Raw genomic sequence first — 16,583 nt, 5'->3', positions numbered from 1 at the left:
AGCGGCGGCGTGCCCGCAAAGCCCAGAAACCCTTCCGGCTCCATTTCCGCGCCATTGCTCGCCTGGTACGATGCGCATGCCCGTGCGCTGCCGTGGCGCGCACCGCCCGGCACCCCGCCACCCGATCCGTATCGCGTGTGGCTGTCGGAAATCATGCTGCAACAGACCACCGTCGCGGCGGTGAAGCCCAAGTTCGCGTTGTTCACCGCGCGCTGGCCCGATTTCGCGGCGCTTGCGGCTGCGGACGAGGCGGAATTGATGACCGCCTGGGCCGGCCTCGGTTATTATGCCCGTGCCCGCAACCTCGTCGCCTGCGCCCGCGTCGTGGTGGCGGACCATGGCGGATCGTTCCCGAGCACCGAGGCCGAACTGCGCGCGCTGCCGGGCATCGGCGACTATACCGCCGCCGCGATCGCCAGCATCGCCTTCGGTCGGCGCGCGGTGGTGGTGGATGCCAATGTCGAGCGCGTCGTCGCGCGCCTGTTCGCGATCGCTACCCCGCTGCCCGCCGCCCGGCCCGCGATCCGCGCCGCCGCCGACACGATCACGCCGGACGAGCGCTCCGGCGACTTCGCACAGGCGATGATGGATCTAGGCTCATCGATCTGCACCTTCCGCGCGCCGAAATGCCTCGCCTGCCCGCTGCACGAAAGCTGCGACGGCTTCGCGTCCGGCGCACCTGAGACCTATCCGGTCAAACCGGCCAAGGCGGCGCGCCCGCAACGCTATGGCACGATCTTCTGGGCGGAGCGCGAGGGCAGGGTGTTGCTGGTCCGCCGCCCACCCAAGGGTCTGCTCGGCGGCATGCGCGCGCTGCCGACCGGGCCGTGGGGCGATGCGCCGCCCGGCCTCGCCGACGCGCCGTTTGCCGGCGAGTGGCGGATGCTGGATGCGAAGGTCTCGCATGTCTTCACGCACTTCCGGCTCGAACTCGCGCTTGCGGTCGCGCGCGCGCCGGAGCATTCGAATTCGGAATGGTGGCCGATAGCCGACATCGAGTCGGCGGGGTTGCCCAGCGTTTTCGCCAAGGCGGCGGCAGAGATCGGGAGAGCAAGATGACATCGTTCAAGCTTTTGGCGTCCGTGGGGTTGAGCGCGATCCTGCTGACCGGCACCGGTTTCGCCCAAACCGTCCCGGCACCAAGCGCACCCGTTACCGCCGCTCCCGCGCCGACGCTCAGCGTCGTCCCCTCGGTGCTCCCCGCCACCCAGGCGGTGCTCGACGGCTATGTTCGCGACAACAAGATGCCCGGCATCGTCGCGGCGTTCGGCGTCGGCGACGGCCCGACCATGTTCCTGTCCGCCGGCAAGATCGCCGATGGCCCTACCGCCGCGAAGGCCGGCCCGGACAGCCTGTGGCGGGTCTATTCGATGACCAAGCCGATCACCGGCATGGCGGCGATGATCCTGGTCGAGGAGGGCAAGCTGAAGCTGGACGATCCGGTGAGCAAGTACATCCCGGCGTTCAAGGACATCAAGGTGCTGGACGGGCCGGACAGCCTGGCCAGCCACCCCGCCGTGCGCCCGGTCACGATCCGTATGCTGCTGACGCACAGCGCGGGGCTGGGCTATTCGATCATCACGAAGGGGCCGTTGCTCGCCGAATACAAGAAACTCGGCATCGATCCGGCGCAGGTCAATAACGATCTGGAGGCGCAATCGCGCAAGGTGCGTCCGGCCACGCTGGAGGAATTCGCCAACCGCGTCGCCAGCCTGCCGCTGGTCTACGAACCCGGCACCAAATGGAGCTATTCGATCGGGCTCGACGTGATGGGCCGCGTGATCGAGGTCGCCAGCGGCCAGCGCTTCGACGCGTTCGTGCAGGCGCGCATCTTCGATCCGCTGAAGATGACGTCCAGCTTCTGGACCGTGCCGCAGAGCGAGGTATCGCGCCTTTCGACAAACTACATCTTCACCCGCGCGGCGATGGCGCAGTTCAACCCCGGCCTCGACACGTCGAAGATCGATGCCAAGGCGCGCATCCCGCTGGACGCGGCGGCGACCTCGGTCTGGCTCAAGGCCCCCAGCTTTCCCTACGGCGGCGCCGGACTGGTGATGTCGGCGCGCGATTACGACCGGTTCCTGCACATGCTCCAGAACTACGGCACGCTGGACGGCGCGCGCATCATGAAGACGGAAACCGCGAAGCTCGCAATGTCCAACCTGCTGCCGATGGGCGTGGTCTTCTCCGGCACGGTCGCCGCAACCGGCGGCAACACCGGCGGGCCGAAGATGGGCTTCGGCGCGGGCGGATCGGTCTATCTGGAGGATTTCGCCGGCGGCGCGGGCAAGGGCACGTACGGCTGGGGCGGCGCGGCCGGCACGGTGGCGTTCGTCGATGCCGGGCGGCAGGCGCGCGGCAACGTGATGGTCAATTATTTCCCCGGCGACACCTATCCGATCCGCGCCGAAGTGCTGCCCGCCTTCCTGGCGGATGTGGCGCGCATGACGGCGAAATGAGCGGACGTCCCGGTATCGACCGGGGCAGTTTGTCACGGAATGCTCGTTCGCCAAACACCTCGTCACCCCCGCGTAGGCGGGGGTCCCGCTTCTTCTACTCCGGACGGGGCAAGGCAGCGGGATCCCCGCCTTCGCGGGGATGACGAGTTTGGGGCACCTTGAACCAAGCTGATTTCAGGCCTTTGTGGAGATAGCTACGAGAATGTTCTCCGAGATGACCGCGCCGGGCTTCACCGGCGGCACGCTGGATCGTGCGGATCACCTGCGCCACGATTCCGATGCTTTGGCAGAGGCGCAAGGCGATTGGCGCGCGCGCCTGCTGAAGCTCGACGCGCTCCAGCCGGACGTGACCGACGATGGTCGCCTCGGCTGGACGACGCTCGCCGATCTGCCCGACGATGCCGTGCCGCTGCTGCTCGGGCTGGACGATGGCGGGCGTCCGCACTTCGCCGCGTTCGTGCCCGGCATGCGCGTGTCGAATGCCCCGGCGATGCGCAGCCCGGCGCTGATGGCGGCGCTGCACAGCCTCGCCCCCGGCGAGGCGGCGACCTATGCCGCCGCGCGCAGCCTGATCGACTGGCATGCCCGGCACGGCTTCTGCGCCAATTGCGGCACCGCGACCGACATCTTTCGTGGCGGCTGGGGCCGGGCCTGCCCGAGCTGCAAGGCCGAGCATTTCCCGCGCGTCGATCCGGTCGTCATCATGATCGCCGAACATGATGGTCGCGCCTTGCTCGGGCGCGGCAAGGGATGGCCGCCGGGCCGCTATTCCGCGCTCGCCGGGTTCCTGGAGCCGGGCGAATCGATCGAGGAAGCCGTCGCGCGCGAAATCCACGAGGAAGCCGGCGTGAAGGTGCGTGGCATACGCTATGTCGCCAGCCAGCCCTGGCCGTTTCCGTCGCAATTGATGATGGCGTGCGTCGCGGTGGCAGAGGACGACACGATCACGCTCGACACCAATGAGCTGGAAGACGCGATCTGGGTGTCGCGGGAGGAAGTGCGCGATGTGCTGGCGGGCGGGACGGGGTCGTTCCTGCCCCCGCCGCCTTACGCTATCGCCTTCACGCTGCTGACCGAATGGGCGAAGGGCTGAAAAGAACCCTTCGTCACCCCGGACTTGTTCCAGTGCTTTTCACTTGCACCATGTACTCTTCCCCGGCGGAGGCCGGGGCCCAGTCGCGAAGGTCGATGTTACGTCGCGCAGCGCACGATTACTTCTGTTTGCCGACTGGGCCCCGGCCTTCGCCGGGGAAGTGCGGACTTTACTTGTCGAAAGGGATAAGCGCGAACGCTTCCGGAACGACGGTTAACTTGATCTCAAACCGACCAGGCCGCCAGATCCGCCTCCTGCCCGATCAGCGCCAGCCCATGCGCGATCGAGGTCAATTCCCCGCCACTCGCGATCGCATCCTCGCCGAACCGCCGCACGAACAATGCCCGCACCGCCGGGGTCAGCGATGTACCCCCGGTCAGGAACACGCGGTCGATCCCGTCCGCCGCCACGCCGCTGGCAACCAGCGCCCGGTCCACCGTCTGCTCGATCCGCGCGATATCCTCGGCGATCCAGCCATCGAATTCGGCACGCGTCACGTCCGCCTCGATCTCCAGCCCCGCGCCCGCGAAATGGAAATGCGCGTGTGTGTCGCCGGACAGGGCGCGCTTCAATTGTCCGACCGCGTCGTACAGCGGATAGCCCAATTCCTGCTCGATCACCGCGATCATCCGCCCGATTGCCGCCTGGTCGATCGCGCTGCGCCGTAATTTGTCCAGTTCGGCCAGCGTCTTGCGGTTGCGCATCAGCGCCAGTTTGGACCAGTCCGCGAAATCGCTGAAATAGCCGCGCGGGATCTCCAGCACCTTGTCGAACGACTTGTACGATCCGCCCTTGCCCAGCATCGGCAGCACCAGCCGGTCGACGATGCGGTAATCGAACCGGTCCCCGGCGATCCCGATCCCGGCATGCCCCAGCGGTACGCAGCGCCGCGCCGCGCCCGGTGCCTCGACCCGCACCACCGAAAAGTCGCTCGTCCCGCCGCCGAAATCGGCGACCAGCACCGTCGCCGGTTCGCTCAGCCGCGCGGCGAAGCTGAACGCCGCGCCGACCGGCTCGTAGACATAGTGGATGTCGGCCCCGAACCCGGCGAACATCGCATCGTATCGCGTTCGGGCCAGCGCCTCGTTCGGCCTGCTCCCGGCATATTCCACCGGCCGCCCGACGACGACCCGCTTGGCTCCACCGGCCAGCTTCCCCCCCGATCGCGCCGCCATCTTATCGAGGAACAGCTGCCCCATCTCCTCGAACCGCAACCGCCGCTCGAAAATCGTGGCATGTTCGAATACTGGGCTGGCCGCGACCGACTTGAACGATTGCACGAAGCGGCTCGCTTCGGGATAGTCGAGATATTCGGCGATCGCCCACGGCCCGGCCTCGACCGCCAGCCCGCCGCGCACATCCTCGTCCTGCCAGAAGCACAAAGCTGATCGGAACACCGCGTCGGTCCCGCCCGGCGTGTCGAAGGCAACCATCTCCGGCGCGGCGCCGCCCGCCGACACTGCGGCAACGCTGTTGGTCGTGCCGAAATCGAATCCGAGGACGGCTTCTCTCTGCATGTCCCGAGCCTTCGCGGCGCGCACGATGGAAGGCAAGAGTGGATCGGTCGTGCCGGGCTTCCTACATGGCATGCGATGACCGCGCCCATCCTCTACAGCTTCCGCCGCTGCCCCTATGCGATGCGCGCGCGGATGGCGTTGCTGGTCGGCGGAATGGTGTTCGACCAAATCGAGGTGAAGCTGCGCGACAAGCCGGCGGAGATGCTGGCCGCATCGCCTAAAGGGACGGTTCCGGTGTTGGTGCTGCCCGATGGCCGGGTGATCGAGCAGAGTTTGGACATCATGCGCTATGCGCTGGCGGTAAACGATCCGGAGCATTGGCTGGCGGGCGACGATGCCGAATTGATCGCAGCCAATGACGGGCCGTTCAAGCACCATTTGGATCGCTACAAATATCCCGACCGGCATGGCAGCGATCCGATCGAGCATCGCGCGGCGGGGCTGGCGCTGCTGGGCGCGCTCGAAACGCGGCTCGCCGGTGTGGCCAATCTCTGCGGCGATGCGCGCGGCCTGACCGATATCGCGCTGATGCCGTTCGTCCGCCAGTTCGCGGCGGTAGATCGCGACTGGTTCGATGTGCAGGACGTTCCGAACGTGCAGCGCTGGCTCGCCAGCCATATCGCGTCGCCACTCTTCCAGCAGGTCATGGCGAAATGAGCATCGACGACGACAAGCGCCTTGCCGCGACCGCCGCCGCGGTCGAGATCGAGCCCGGCATGATCGTCGGTCTCGGCACCGGATCGACCGCCGCTTATCTGATCGCGCATCTGGGGCAGAGGGTGCTCGGGGGGTTCAAGATCACCGCCGTCGCCACATCGCTGGCGACCGAGGCAGCGGCGCGGGCGGCGGGAATCACCGTCCTGCCGCTCGACGATATCGCCGAGATCGACCTCGCGATCGATGGCGTGGACGAAATCGACGGCCATTGCCGCGCGATCAAGGGCGCGGGCGGGGCGATGCTGCGCGAGAAGATCGTCGCCACCGCCGCGCGCCGGATGATCGCCATCGCCGACGGGTCGAAGCGTGTCGCCGCGCTCGGCCATGCGCCGGTGCCGGTCGAGATCCTGCCGCTCGCCCGCGCCTTCGTCGCCGATCGCATCGCGAAACTCGGTGCGACTCCGGAGCTGCGGCTCAAAGACGGCCAATATTGGCGCACCGATCAGGACAATCTGATCCTCGACTGCAAATTTCCGCAAGACTTCGATCCCGCCAACGCCGCTGCGCAACTGGCTGCGATTCCAGGACTTCTCGGCCACGGCCTGTTCCTCACCGAGATCGATTCGGCCTATATCGCGCACGACGGTGCGGTGAGTCGGGTTGACCGCACGAGATAACACCGCAGAAGCCGCAACCTCGGACGCCCCTTCGCGTTGGGGCAGCGACAAGAAGGATCGACCCGTCATGAGCGACACCGCAACCGCCGACTCCCCAACCAGTCTTCACGAAGACGGGTCGCTGTCGCGGCTGACCATCGACACGATCCGCACCCTGACGATGGATGCGGTGCAGAAGGCGAATTCGGGTCATCCCGGCACGCCGATGGCGATGGCTCCGGTCGGCTACACGCTCTGGTCGCAATTCCTGCGCTACGATCCTTCGAAGCCCGATTGGCCAAACCGCGACCGCTTCGTGCTGTCGGTCGGCCACGCCTCGATGCTGCTCTACGCGCTGTTGCACCTCGCCAAGGTCGACGAGGTCGATGCCAAGGGCAACAAGACCGGGCACGAGGCCGTTAGCCTGAACGACATCGAGAATTTCCGCCAGATTTGCTCCAAGACCCCCGGCCATCCCGAATATCGCCACACCACCGGCGTGGAGACGACCACCGGTCCGCTGGGGCAGGGCTGCGGCAATTCGGTCGGCATGGCAATCGCGGAGCGCTGGCTCGCGGCGCGCTACAACAAGCCGGGCTACACTTTGTTCGATCACGATGTGTACACGCTCGCCGGAGATGGCGATCTGATGGAGGGCGTGAGCCAGGAGGCTGCCAGCCTCGCCGGGCATCTCCGTTTGTCGAACCTGTGCTGGATCTACGACAGCAACCATATCACGATCGAGGGCAAGACGAGCCTGACGTTCGACGAGGACGTCGGCAAGCGCTTCGAAGCCTATGGATGGAACGTCATCCACGTAAACGACGCGAACGATTGCGCCGCGATGGCCGCGGCGCTCGATACGTTCCGCAACACCGACGACAAGCCGACGATGATCATCGTTCATTCGATCATCGGTTACGGCAGCCCGATCGCTGGCACGTCCAAGGCGCATAGCGATGCGATGGGCGACGCGGTGATCGCCGAGACCAAACGCGCTTACGGCTGGCCCGAGGACAAGACATTCTACGTCCCAGATGGCGTGATCGAGCATTTCAACGGCGCCATCGCCGATCGCGGCCGCCCGGCGCGCGAGGAATGGGAGGCAACACTGGCCAAGTATCGCACCGCATTCCCCGATCTCGCCACCGAACTCGACGCGATGCTGTCGGACACTTTGCCCGAGGGCTGGGATGCCGACATTCCCGTGTTCGAGCCCGACGCCAAGGGCATCGCCAGCCGCGATGCGGCGGGCAAGGTGCTGAACGCGATCGTGCCGAAGGTGCCGTGGCTGCTGGGCGGCTCGGCCGATCTCGCGCCCTCAACCAAGACCGACATCAAGGGCGGCAAGTCGTTCGAACCCGGCAGCTATGACGGCGTGAACTTCCATTTCGGCGTGCGCGAACATGGCATGGGCGCGGTCGTCAACGGCATGTCGCTGTCGCACCTGCGTGGGTACGGTTCCACCTTCTTCGTGTTCCTCGATTACATGCGCCCGCCGGTGCGTCTGTCTGCGCTGATGGAGATCGGCGCGGTGTGGATCTTCACGCACGATTCGATCGGCGTCGGCGAAGACGGCCCGACGCACCAGCCGATCGAACAGCTCGCGATGCTGCGCGCAACGCCCGGCATGGACACGATCCGTCCCGGCGACGCCAACGAGGCGGCGGCGGCGTGGAAGGCGATCGTCAAGGAAAGCGGCCATCCGCATGCCCTGGTGCTGTCGCGCCAGGCGCTGCCGACGCTCGACCGGACGAAATATGCCAGCGCCGATGGCCTCGAACAGGGTGCCTATGTGCTGGCCGACAGCGAGAACCCACAGGTGATCCTGATCGCCACCGGGTCCGAAGTGTCGCTGGCGATCGGCGCATACGAGCAGCTCAAGAGCGAGGGCATCGCCGCGCGCGTCGTCTCGATGCCGAGCTGGTTCCGGTACGAGCGCCAGTCGGACGCGTACAAAGAAAGCGTGCTGCCAAAGGCGATCACGGCGCGCGTTTCGATCGAGATGGGCAGCGAGATCGGCTGGGATCGCTATATCGGGCTCGAAGGCAAGGCGATCAGCATGGCGACGTTCGGTGCTTCCGCCCCGCTCGCAAAGTTGGCCGACAAGTTCGGCTTTACGATCCCCAAGGTCGTGGAAGTCGCCAAATCCGTAATGGAGACGAAGTGATGGGCCGTTTGAACGATCTCGCCGCTCGGGGCCAAGCCGTCTGGCTCGACTTCGTCGATCGCAAATTCCTCGCCGAGGGCGGCTTGCAGAAGCTGGTCGATGAGGACGGGCTGACCGGCGTCACGTCCAACCCGTCGATCTTCGAGAAGGCGATGGGGCATGGGGACGCCTATGATTCCGCGCTCGCCGATTTCGACAAGGCACACCCGGACGCCTCGACCATGGCGCGCTACGAACATCTCGCCATTCAGGATATCCGGACGGCGGCAGATACGCTTCGTCCGGTCTATGACAGGCTGAACGCCAAGGATGGCTATGTCAGCCTGGAAGTGTCGCCCTATCTCGCCAACGATACCGACGCGACGATCGCCGAGGCGGCGAAATTGTGGGCCGAGGTCGATCGCCCGAACCTGATGATCAAGATCCCCGGCACACCGGCCGGCGTGCCCGCAATTGCCGCGACGATCGACGCCGGGATCAACGTCAACGTGACCCTGCTGTTCTCGATCGATGCCTACAAGGCGGTCGCAGTCGCTTATACCGAAGGTCTCGAAAAGCGCGCCGCGCGCGGCGAAGCGATCGACCGGATCGCCAGCGTCGCCAGCTTCTTCGTCAGCCGGATCGATTCGAAGATCGACGACAAGATCGATGCCGGCACCGGCGGGGAAGCGGCGAAAGCGCTGAAGGGCAAGGTCGCCATCGCCAACGCCAAGCTGGCTTATGCCTGGTACGAGGAGTTCATCGCCTCGGATCGCTGGCAGGCGCTTGCCGCCAAGGGCGCGCAGGTGCAGCGGTTGCTCTGGGCCTCCACCGGCACCAAGAACCCGGACTATCCCGACACGCTGTATCTCGACACGTTGATCGGCAAGGATACGGTCAACACCGTGCCACCCAAGACGTTGGATGCGTTCCGCGATCACGGCAATGTCGGCGATACACTGGGGGCCGATGTCGAGGCGGCCCGCAAGGTAATGGCCGATCAGGAAAGTCTGGGGCTGGACCTGAAGGGCGTCACCGATACGCTGGTCGAGGAAGGCGTGGCGAGCTTCTCCAAGGCGTTCGACGATCTGCTCGGCGCGATTGCAGCGAAGCATCCGGCTGAGGCGGCATAAGCTTTTGTGCTTCCCCGGCGAAGGCCGGGGCCCAGTCGCGGAACGATCGCGGCGACGGACCGTATTGCGTTACCAAGGCCTCCGCGTGGGCCCCGGCCTTCGCCGGGGAAGCAGCCTCTTTGTATTGAGGATTACGACATGAAGATCGGTATCATCGGCCTCGGTCGCATGGGCGGCAACATCGCCCGCCGCCTGATGCGCGCGGGCCACGAAACGGTGGTGTTCGACCGCGACCAAAAGGCGATCGATGCGCTGGTGGCGGACGGCGCGGTTGCCGCCTCCGGTCTCGATGATATGAAGGCCAAGCTCGATAGCCCCGCAATCTTTTGGTCGATGCTTCCTGCTGGCGAGATCACGGAGCAGACTGTCGCGACCATCGCCGGATTGTGCGGCGAGGGCGATATCGTGATCGACGGCGGCAACAGTTTCTACAAGGACGATATCCGCCGCGCGAAGACGCTGGCCGAAAAGGGCATCCGCTATATCGACGTCGGCACGTCGGGTGGCGTGTGGGGGTTGGAGCGTGGCTATTGCATGATGGTCGGCGGCGACAAGGCGGCGGTCGATCATATCGATCCGATGCTCGCCGCGCTCGCGCCCGGCCACGGCACGATCACCCGCACGCCGGGCCGGATGGAGAATGAGGGCGAGGATCCGCGGGCGGAGGAGGGCTATATTCATGCTGGCCCGGCGGGGGCCGGCCACTTCGTCAAGATGGTGCATAACGGTATCGAATATGGCCTGATGCAGGCCTATGCCGAGGGCTTCGATATCCTGAAGGGCAAGGCGTCCGACAAGCTGCCGGAGGACGAACGCTTCGATCTCAACCTGACCGACATCGCCGAAGTATGGCGGCGCGGCAGCGTGATCTCGTCCTGGTTGCTCGATCTCTCGGCCATCGCGCTGGCCAAGGACATGCAGCTCGAAGCGTTCAGCGGCAACGTCGCGGATTCGGGCGAGGGCCAGTGGACGATCGACGCGGCGATGGAGGAAAAGGTGCCGGCCAACGTGCTCACCGCCGCTTTGTTCGCGCGCTACCGCAGCCGCGTGGAGCATACGTTCGGCGACAAACTGCTGTCGGCGATGCGTTATGGGTTCGGCGGCCATGTCGAGATGCCGCAGTGAGTGTCGAAATACGGCTCGTCGTATCCGACGTCGATGGCACGCTGGTCGATGGGAAGAAGAAGCTGACGCCGGGGACGATCGATGCGGTCGGTCGCCTGCGCGCGGCGGGCCTCGGGTTCACGATCGTCAGCGCGCGGCCGCGTTCGGGGATGATGCCGATCGCGGATACGCTGGGGATCGACGTACCGATGGGCGCGTTCAACGGCGGCACGATCTTCAAGCGCGACGGCACGATCGTCTGCCAGCATTTCATCGACCGCGATGTGGTGGAGGGCGTGTTCGCGCTGGCCGAGGGCGCGGCGGTGGATGTCTGGGTGTTCGCCGACGACAAATGGTATGCCAGCACCGATCGGGGCGTGCATGTCGCGCACGAACGCATCGCGTCCAACCAGGCACCGATCGTCACCAGCGACTTTACCGCGCTCTATGATCGCGCCGACAAGATCACCTTCGTCAGCGACGATGCGGACCTGTTGCGCGGTCTGCACGACAAGGCCCGGCCGTTCGCGGACAAGGCCACGATCATGCAGTCGCAAACCTATTATCTCGACGTGACCGCGCTCGCCGCGAACAAGGGCGACGGGATCGCGCTGCTGGCCGAGGCGATGGGCACGCCGCTGTCCGCCACCTGTGCGATCGGCGATCAGGCCAACGATGTGCCGATGTTCGCGCGTGCCGGCCTGTCGATCGCGATGGGGCAGGGGCCGGCCGAAGTCCGCGCCAAGGCCGACAAGGTGACGGCGGGCAATGACGAGGACGGCGTGGCGAAGGCGATCAACGAGATCATCCTGGGGGGTGATGCAGTTCTCCCCTCCCTGGAAGGGAGGGGCCGGGGGTGGGTTGGTATGGGGTGAGGACGGTGCTCCCTCGAGAGCAACCCACCCCCAACCCCCTCCCTTCCAGGGAGGGGAGAATCCCGCTTAATTCCCCCACGCGCGCATGAAGGTATCGATTGCCGAATCGATATCCTGTGCGACGCGCTCCTCGCCGATCGCGCTCTGAATGGAGAATAGCACTTCCTGAAAACAGCCGGACTGGCACAAGGCGGCGAATTGCCACGCCGCGGCCATCGGGTCGCCGGATCGCAATTGCCCCGATGCCATTGCCGACGCGATGAACGCCGCCAGCCGTTGCTTGCCGCGCTTCGGCCCGCGTTCGTAGAACATCGCGCCGAGTTCGGGGAAGCGTTGCGCTTCGCCCGTAACGACGCGGTGCAGTGCCAGAATCGGCGGGGACAGGATCGTGTCCATCATCGCGGTGGCAAACCGCCGCAGCGTCGGCTCGACCGGCGCGCCATCGGGCAGTTCGACGGTCAACGCCGCGCTGAAATGTTCGGCGATATCGTCCACCACGGCGGCGAACAGATCCTCCTTGGACGGGAAATATGACCATAAGGTCGTCTTCGATCCGCCGACCGCAGCGGCGATCGAGGACATCGTCGTCTCGCCATAGCCGCGCGAGAAAAAGGCATCGCGGGCGGCATCCACGAAGGTCTGACGGCGTAACGCGCGGCTGTCCGGTTCACACGCAGGGGCGATCGAGGGAGTGGCAATACTGTCTGGTATCATTTCAATTGACAATCGAACCGGGGAGGATCAGTGGGCAATGATACCAGATAGTATCAGGCATTACCATGCGTCTCCTCCATTTGTCCCTGGCGGTCTCCACCGCTGCCTTGCTCGCCGGGTGCGTGCCCGATCTCGGCACCAAGCCTGAACCGCGCGCGACCGCGTCGCTCGAATCGACTCAGAGCCTCGCGCCTGTGGCCGGAGCGACTCGCGACTGGCCGGTGGCTGCGTGGTGGACCGGGTTCGGCGATGCGCAACTCAGCGGTCTGATCGAGGAAGCGCTGAAGGCGTCGCCCGACGTTGCCGCCGCCGTCGCGCGGATCAACGCCGCCGATGCGCTCGCGCAGCAGAGCCGGTCGGCTTTGTCGCCCAGCCTGTCGGCGGATGGCTCGGTCGGCGGCAACAAGCAGAGCAAGAATCTCGGCATTCCGCCGGAATTCGTGCCTAGCGGGATACAGGACACCGGACGGCTGACCGGCACCGCCAGCTTCAACCTCGATCTGTGGGGCAAGAACCGCGCCGCACTCGCCGCCGCCACATCGGAGGCACAGGCGGCGCGCGTGGATGCCGATCAGGCGCGGCTGATGCTGTCCACGAACATTGCCGCCGCTTATGCCGAACTGGCGCAATACCATGCCGAACGCGATGTCGCAGTCGAGGCGCTCCGCGTGCGTGGCGCGAGCGCCAAGCTGACCACGCAACGCGTCGATGTCGGCGTCGATGCGGTCGGCAGCCAGCGTCAGGCCGAATCCCGCGTGCCCGCCGCCCGCGCCGATATCGCCGCGCTGGACGAGGCGATCGTGCTGACCAGAAACCGCATCGCGGCGCTCGTCGGTGCCGGTCCGGATCGTGGCCTGAGCATCACCCGCCCGACGATTGCCGCCGCCGCGATCGGCGTGCCGGACCAAGCCGGGATCGACCTGATCGGCCGCCGCCCGGACGTCGTTGCTGCACGGCTGCGCGCGGAAGCGGCCGCCAAGCGGATCAAGGTCGCGCGCGCCGATTTCTATCCCAATATCAGCCTGTCGGCGATCGTCGGCCTGCAATCGCTCGGCCTCAGCCGGCTGTTCGAGGGGAATTCCAGCTATGGCAGCGCCGGCCCGGCGTTCAGCCTGCCGATCTTCGACGGTGGGCGCATCAAGGGCCGCTATGTCGAGGCCCGCGCGGACTATGACGGCGCGGTCGCCACATACGATCGTACGCTGATTGCCGCGCTGCACGAAGTCGCCGACGCGGTCGCCAGCCAGCGCGCGCTAGACCAGCGGCTGACCGAACAGCGCGCCTCGCTCACCGCCGCCGCCGATGCCAGCCGCATCGCCGCGCTGCGCTACACCGGCGGGCTCTCGACCCAACTGACCGTGCTGACCGCGGACGATTACCAACTCACCGCCCGGCGCGCCGTGGCCGATCTCGAAGCGCGCCGCATCGCGCTCGACGTCGCGCTGATCCGCGCGCTCGGTGGTGGCTATAGCTATACGGAGACGAAGTGATGGCCGAAGCAGACGCGCATGCGCAGCCCGAAGCGGATACCGCGCAGACCGACGATCATCCCACGCCGCCGACTGCCGGCAAGCGCCGGAAACTGCTGACGATCCTCGGCATCGTCGTGCTGGTCGCCGCCTGCCTGTGGGCGATCTGGTATTTCGTGTTCGATGTCGGCCGCGTGCATACCGACAACGCCTATGTCGGCGCAGATTCGGCGCAGATCACATCGTTAGTCTCCGGCCCGGTCACTGAAGTGCGAGTGGGTGGCACGCAGGCGGTGAAGAAGGGCGACGTGCTCGTCGTGATCGATTCCGCCGATGCGAAGATCGATCTCGCCACCGCCCAGGCCGCTCTGCTTCAGGCGCAGCAAAAATACGGCCAAACCGCCGCTCTGGCCGGGTCCGCCCGCTCCAAGGTGACGTCGCGCGGCGCGGACATCGCTCAGGCCCGCGCCAAGCTCGCCGACGCCAACGCGATGCTTGCCCGCACGAAGATCGATCTCGATCGCCGCCAGCAACTGGTCGGTAGCGGTGCCGCCTCGGGCGAGGAACTGACCACCGCGCGCGCCGCCTATCAAAGCGCGCTCGCCTCCCGCCAATTGGCGCAGGCCGGCGTCACCTCGGCGATCGCGACGCAGAATTCCGCCGGAGACGACGCGGCGGCGAGCGAGGCTCTGGTGCGCGGCACGACGATCGATACCTCGCCCGACGTGGCATCGGCGCGCGCGCGGCTCGATAAGGCGAAGCTCGATTTCGAGCGTACGGTGATCCGCGCTCCGGTCGATGGCATCGTCACCAATCGTCAGGTGCAGGTGGGGCAGCGGATCGCGGCCGGCGCGCCGATCATGACGATCGTGCCGATCGCCACCGCCTATGTCGACGCCAATTACAAGGAAAGCCAGTTGCGCGACGTGAAGATCGGCCAGCCGGCCGAGCTCACCTCGGATTATTATGGCGGCGATGTCGTGTTCCACGGCCATGTCACCGGTTTCTCCGGCGGCACCGGCGCGGCTTTCTCGCTGATCCCGGCGCAGAACGCGACCGGCAATTGGGTGAAGGTGGTGCAGCGCCTTCCGGTGCGCATCGCGATCGATCCGAAGGATCTGCAGGCGCATCCGTTGCGCGTCGGGCTGACGATGGACGCCGTCATCGATACGCGCGGCAAGTAAGATGGCCGACGCCGAAACCCAGCCGGCACCGCTGACCGGCGGCAAGCTGCTGCTCGGCGGCATCGCGCTGGCGCTGGCGAACTTCGTCGTCGTGCTCGATACGACGATCGCCAACGTCTCCGTGCCGCATATCGCCGGCGGTCTGGCGATCTCGCCGACGCAGGGGACGTGGGTGATCACGTCCTATTCGGTGGCCGACGCGATCAGCGTGCCGCTGACCGGGTGGCTGGCGTCGCGCTTTGGCACGGTGCGCTGGTTCATCATGTCGCTGATCGGGTTCGGCATCTTCTCGATGCTGTGCGGCCTGTCGAACAGCCTGCCGATGCTGGTCGTGTTCCGTATCTGCCAGGGCCTGTCGGGTGGGCCGTTGATGCCGCTCAGCCAGATGCTGCTGTTGCGCATCTTCCCCAAGGAGAAGGCTGGCGCCGCAATGGGGCTATGGGCGATGACGACGGTGTGCGCGCCGATCGCCGGGCCGATCCTGGGCGGGATGATCAGCGACAATTGGACCTGGCCGTGGATCTTCTTCATCAACATTCCGGTCGTCTGCTTCTGCATCTTCGCCGTCGGTCGCATCGTGGCGCCGTTCGAGACGAAGACCGCCAAGGTCGGTATCGACGTGGTCGGGCTGGTGCTGCTCATCGTGTGGGTCGGCGCGTTCCAGCTGATGCTGGATACCGGACGCGAGCATGACTGGTTCTCCTCGCCGTTCGTCGTCGCCATGGCGATCATCGCCGCGATCGGCCTGCCGGCATTCATCATCTGGGAATTGGGCGAGAAGAACCCGATCGTGGACATCAAGGTGTTCCGACATCGGGGCTTCACCGCTGGCACCATCGCCATCGCGCTCGGGTTCGGCGCGTTCTTCGCCTCGGTCGTGTTGACGCCGTTATGGCTGCAACAGGTGGTCGGCTACACCGCGACCGAGGCCGGGTTCACGACCGCGTTCGTCGGTGTGTTCGCGGTCGCGATGTCACCAGTCGCGGCGCGGCTCGTCGGCAAGGTCGATCTCCGCATCACGGTGTGTGGCGGGATCCTGTGGCTCGGCGTTATGTCGCTGTTGCGTGCGGACTGGAGCACGGATTCCGATTTCTGGCATCTGGCCATGCCGCAATTGTTACAGGGGTTCGGCATGCCGTTCTTCTTCATCGGCCTCACCGCGCTCGCATTGTCGTCGGTCAAGCCGAGCGAGACGACGTCGGCGGCCGGCATCATGAGCTTCGTGCGCACGCTGTGCGGCGCGATCGGCACCGCCACGGCAACCACCGCATGGGACAATGCCAGCCGCATCAGCCGATCCGATATGGTGCCGTCCATGAACGGCGTGGCGGCGACGATGGAACAGTTGCAGGCGAAGGGCCTCGGCGTCGAACAGGCGCGCGGGGCGATCGATCGGCTGGTCGAGGCGCAATCCTCGACCGTCGGGGCGACGCATGTCTTCACGCTGGCATTCGTCGTGTTCATCATCGCCGCGGCATTCGTGTGGCTCGCGCCGAAACCGCAGGGCAAGGTCGAAATGGGCGCGGCGCACTGACGCTTGCATGACGGCCACCTGCTGGCATAGGCGGACCCG

Annotated in this window: 14 protein-coding genes; 12 read left to right on the top strand and 2 right to left on the bottom strand. The window is 66.1% G+C overall.

The window, feature by feature from the left end; all coding sequences use genetic code 11:
- Positions 1-54: 54 nt before the first annotated feature.
- From U1738_RS07595 to nudC, 3 genes are all read left to right on the top strand, one after another.
- Positions 55-1,059, top strand: coding sequence for an A/G-specific adenine glycosylase (locus U1738_RS07595; RefSeq protein ID WP_332788571.1), 1,005 nt, complete (start codon positions 55-57; stop codon positions 1,057-1,059).
- The gene (locus U1738_RS07590; protein WP_332788438.1) at positions 1,056-2,459 is read left to right on the top strand and encodes a serine hydrolase domain-containing protein; all 1,404 of its coding nucleotides are present in this window, start codon (positions 1,056-1,058) and stop codon (positions 2,457-2,459) included. The genes U1738_RS07595 and U1738_RS07590 overlap by 4 nt, the downstream gene beginning before the upstream one ends.
- A 214-nt stretch (positions 2,460-2,673) precedes the next feature.
- Entirely contained in the window at positions 2,674-3,552 is an 879-nt protein-coding gene (gene nudC / locus U1738_RS07585; RefSeq protein WP_332788570.1) for an NAD(+) diphosphatase, read from the top strand.
- 224 nt (positions 3,553-3,776) lie between these two features.
- On the opposite strand, the gene U1738_RS07580 is transcribed toward nudC, so the two are convergent.
- Positions 3,777-5,069, bottom strand: coding sequence for an Hsp70 family protein (locus U1738_RS07580; RefSeq protein WP_332788437.1), 1,293 nt, complete (start codon positions 5,067-5,069; stop codon positions 3,777-3,779).
- Between the two features lie 75 nt (positions 5,070-5,144).
- On the opposite strand from U1738_RS07580, the gene U1738_RS07575 reads away from it, so the two are divergent.
- The 6 genes from U1738_RS07575 (at position 5,145) to U1738_RS07550 (ending at position 11,643) form a co-directional block, all read left to right on the top strand.
- On the top strand, positions 5,145-5,726 hold the full coding sequence (locus U1738_RS07575; protein ID WP_332788436.1) for a glutathione S-transferase: 582 nt from the start codon (positions 5,145-5,147) through the stop codon (positions 5,724-5,726).
- A complete protein-coding gene (gene rpiA, locus U1738_RS07570) occupies positions 5,723-6,403 on the top strand; it encodes a ribose-5-phosphate isomerase RpiA (RefSeq protein WP_332788435.1) in 681 nt (226 codons plus the stop codon). The genes U1738_RS07575 and rpiA overlap by 4 nt, the downstream gene beginning before the upstream one ends.
- Positions 6,404-6,470: 67 nt before the next feature.
- Positions 6,471-8,552, top strand: coding sequence for a transketolase (gene tkt, locus U1738_RS07565; protein WP_332788434.1), 2,082 nt, complete (start codon positions 6,471-6,473; stop codon positions 8,550-8,552).
- Positions 8,552-9,664 (top strand): transaldolase, encoded by a 1,113-nt coding sequence (gene tal / locus U1738_RS07560; RefSeq protein WP_332788433.1) that lies wholly within the window; start codon positions 8,552-8,554, stop codon positions 9,662-9,664. The genes tkt and tal overlap by 1 nt, the downstream gene beginning before the upstream one ends.
- A 138-nt stretch (positions 9,665-9,802) precedes the next feature.
- On the top strand, positions 9,803-10,789 hold the full coding sequence (gene gnd / locus U1738_RS07555; RefSeq protein ID WP_332788432.1) for a phosphogluconate dehydrogenase (NAD(+)-dependent, decarboxylating): 987 nt from the start codon (positions 9,803-9,805) through the stop codon (positions 10,787-10,789).
- Entirely contained in the window at positions 10,786-11,643 is an 858-nt protein-coding gene (locus U1738_RS07550; protein ID WP_332788431.1) for a Cof-type HAD-IIB family hydrolase, read from the top strand. Before gnd ends, U1738_RS07550 begins: the two co-directional genes overlap by 4 nt.
- A 66-nt stretch (positions 11,644-11,709) precedes the next feature.
- Here U1738_RS07550 and U1738_RS07545 read toward each other — a convergent pair whose 3' ends face one another.
- The gene (locus U1738_RS07545) at positions 11,710-12,357 is read right to left on the bottom strand and encodes a TetR/AcrR family transcriptional regulator (protein WP_332788430.1); all 648 of its coding nucleotides are present in this window, start codon (positions 12,355-12,357) and stop codon (positions 11,710-11,712) included.
- A gap of 65 nt (positions 12,358-12,422) precedes the next feature.
- On the opposite strand from U1738_RS07545, the gene U1738_RS07540 reads away from it, so the two are divergent.
- From U1738_RS07540 to U1738_RS07530, 3 genes are read left to right on the top strand one after another with little or no spacing between them, the layout of a single operon-like run.
- Positions 12,423-13,847, top strand: a complete 1,425-nt coding sequence (locus U1738_RS07540; protein WP_332788429.1) for an efflux transporter outer membrane subunit — start codon at positions 12,423-12,425, stop codon at positions 13,845-13,847.
- Positions 13,847-15,010 (top strand): HlyD family secretion protein, encoded by a 1,164-nt coding sequence (locus U1738_RS07535; protein WP_332788428.1) that lies wholly within the window; start codon positions 13,847-13,849, stop codon positions 15,008-15,010. The genes U1738_RS07540 and U1738_RS07535 overlap by 1 nt, the downstream gene beginning before the upstream one ends.
- Before the next feature lies 1 nt (position 15,011).
- On the top strand, positions 15,012-16,544 hold the full coding sequence (locus U1738_RS07530; RefSeq protein WP_332788427.1) for a DHA2 family efflux MFS transporter permease subunit: 1,533 nt from the start codon (positions 15,012-15,014) through the stop codon (positions 16,542-16,544).
- The last annotated feature ends 39 nt before the right edge of the window (positions 16,545-16,583 follow it).

Origin of the sequence: Parasphingomonas caseinilytica, assembly GCF_036663755.1 — a bacterium.
Lineage (GTDB): Bacteria > Pseudomonadota > Alphaproteobacteria > Sphingomonadales > Sphingomonadaceae > Sphingomonas.
This window is presented reverse-complemented; position numbering and strand designations above follow the sequence as displayed.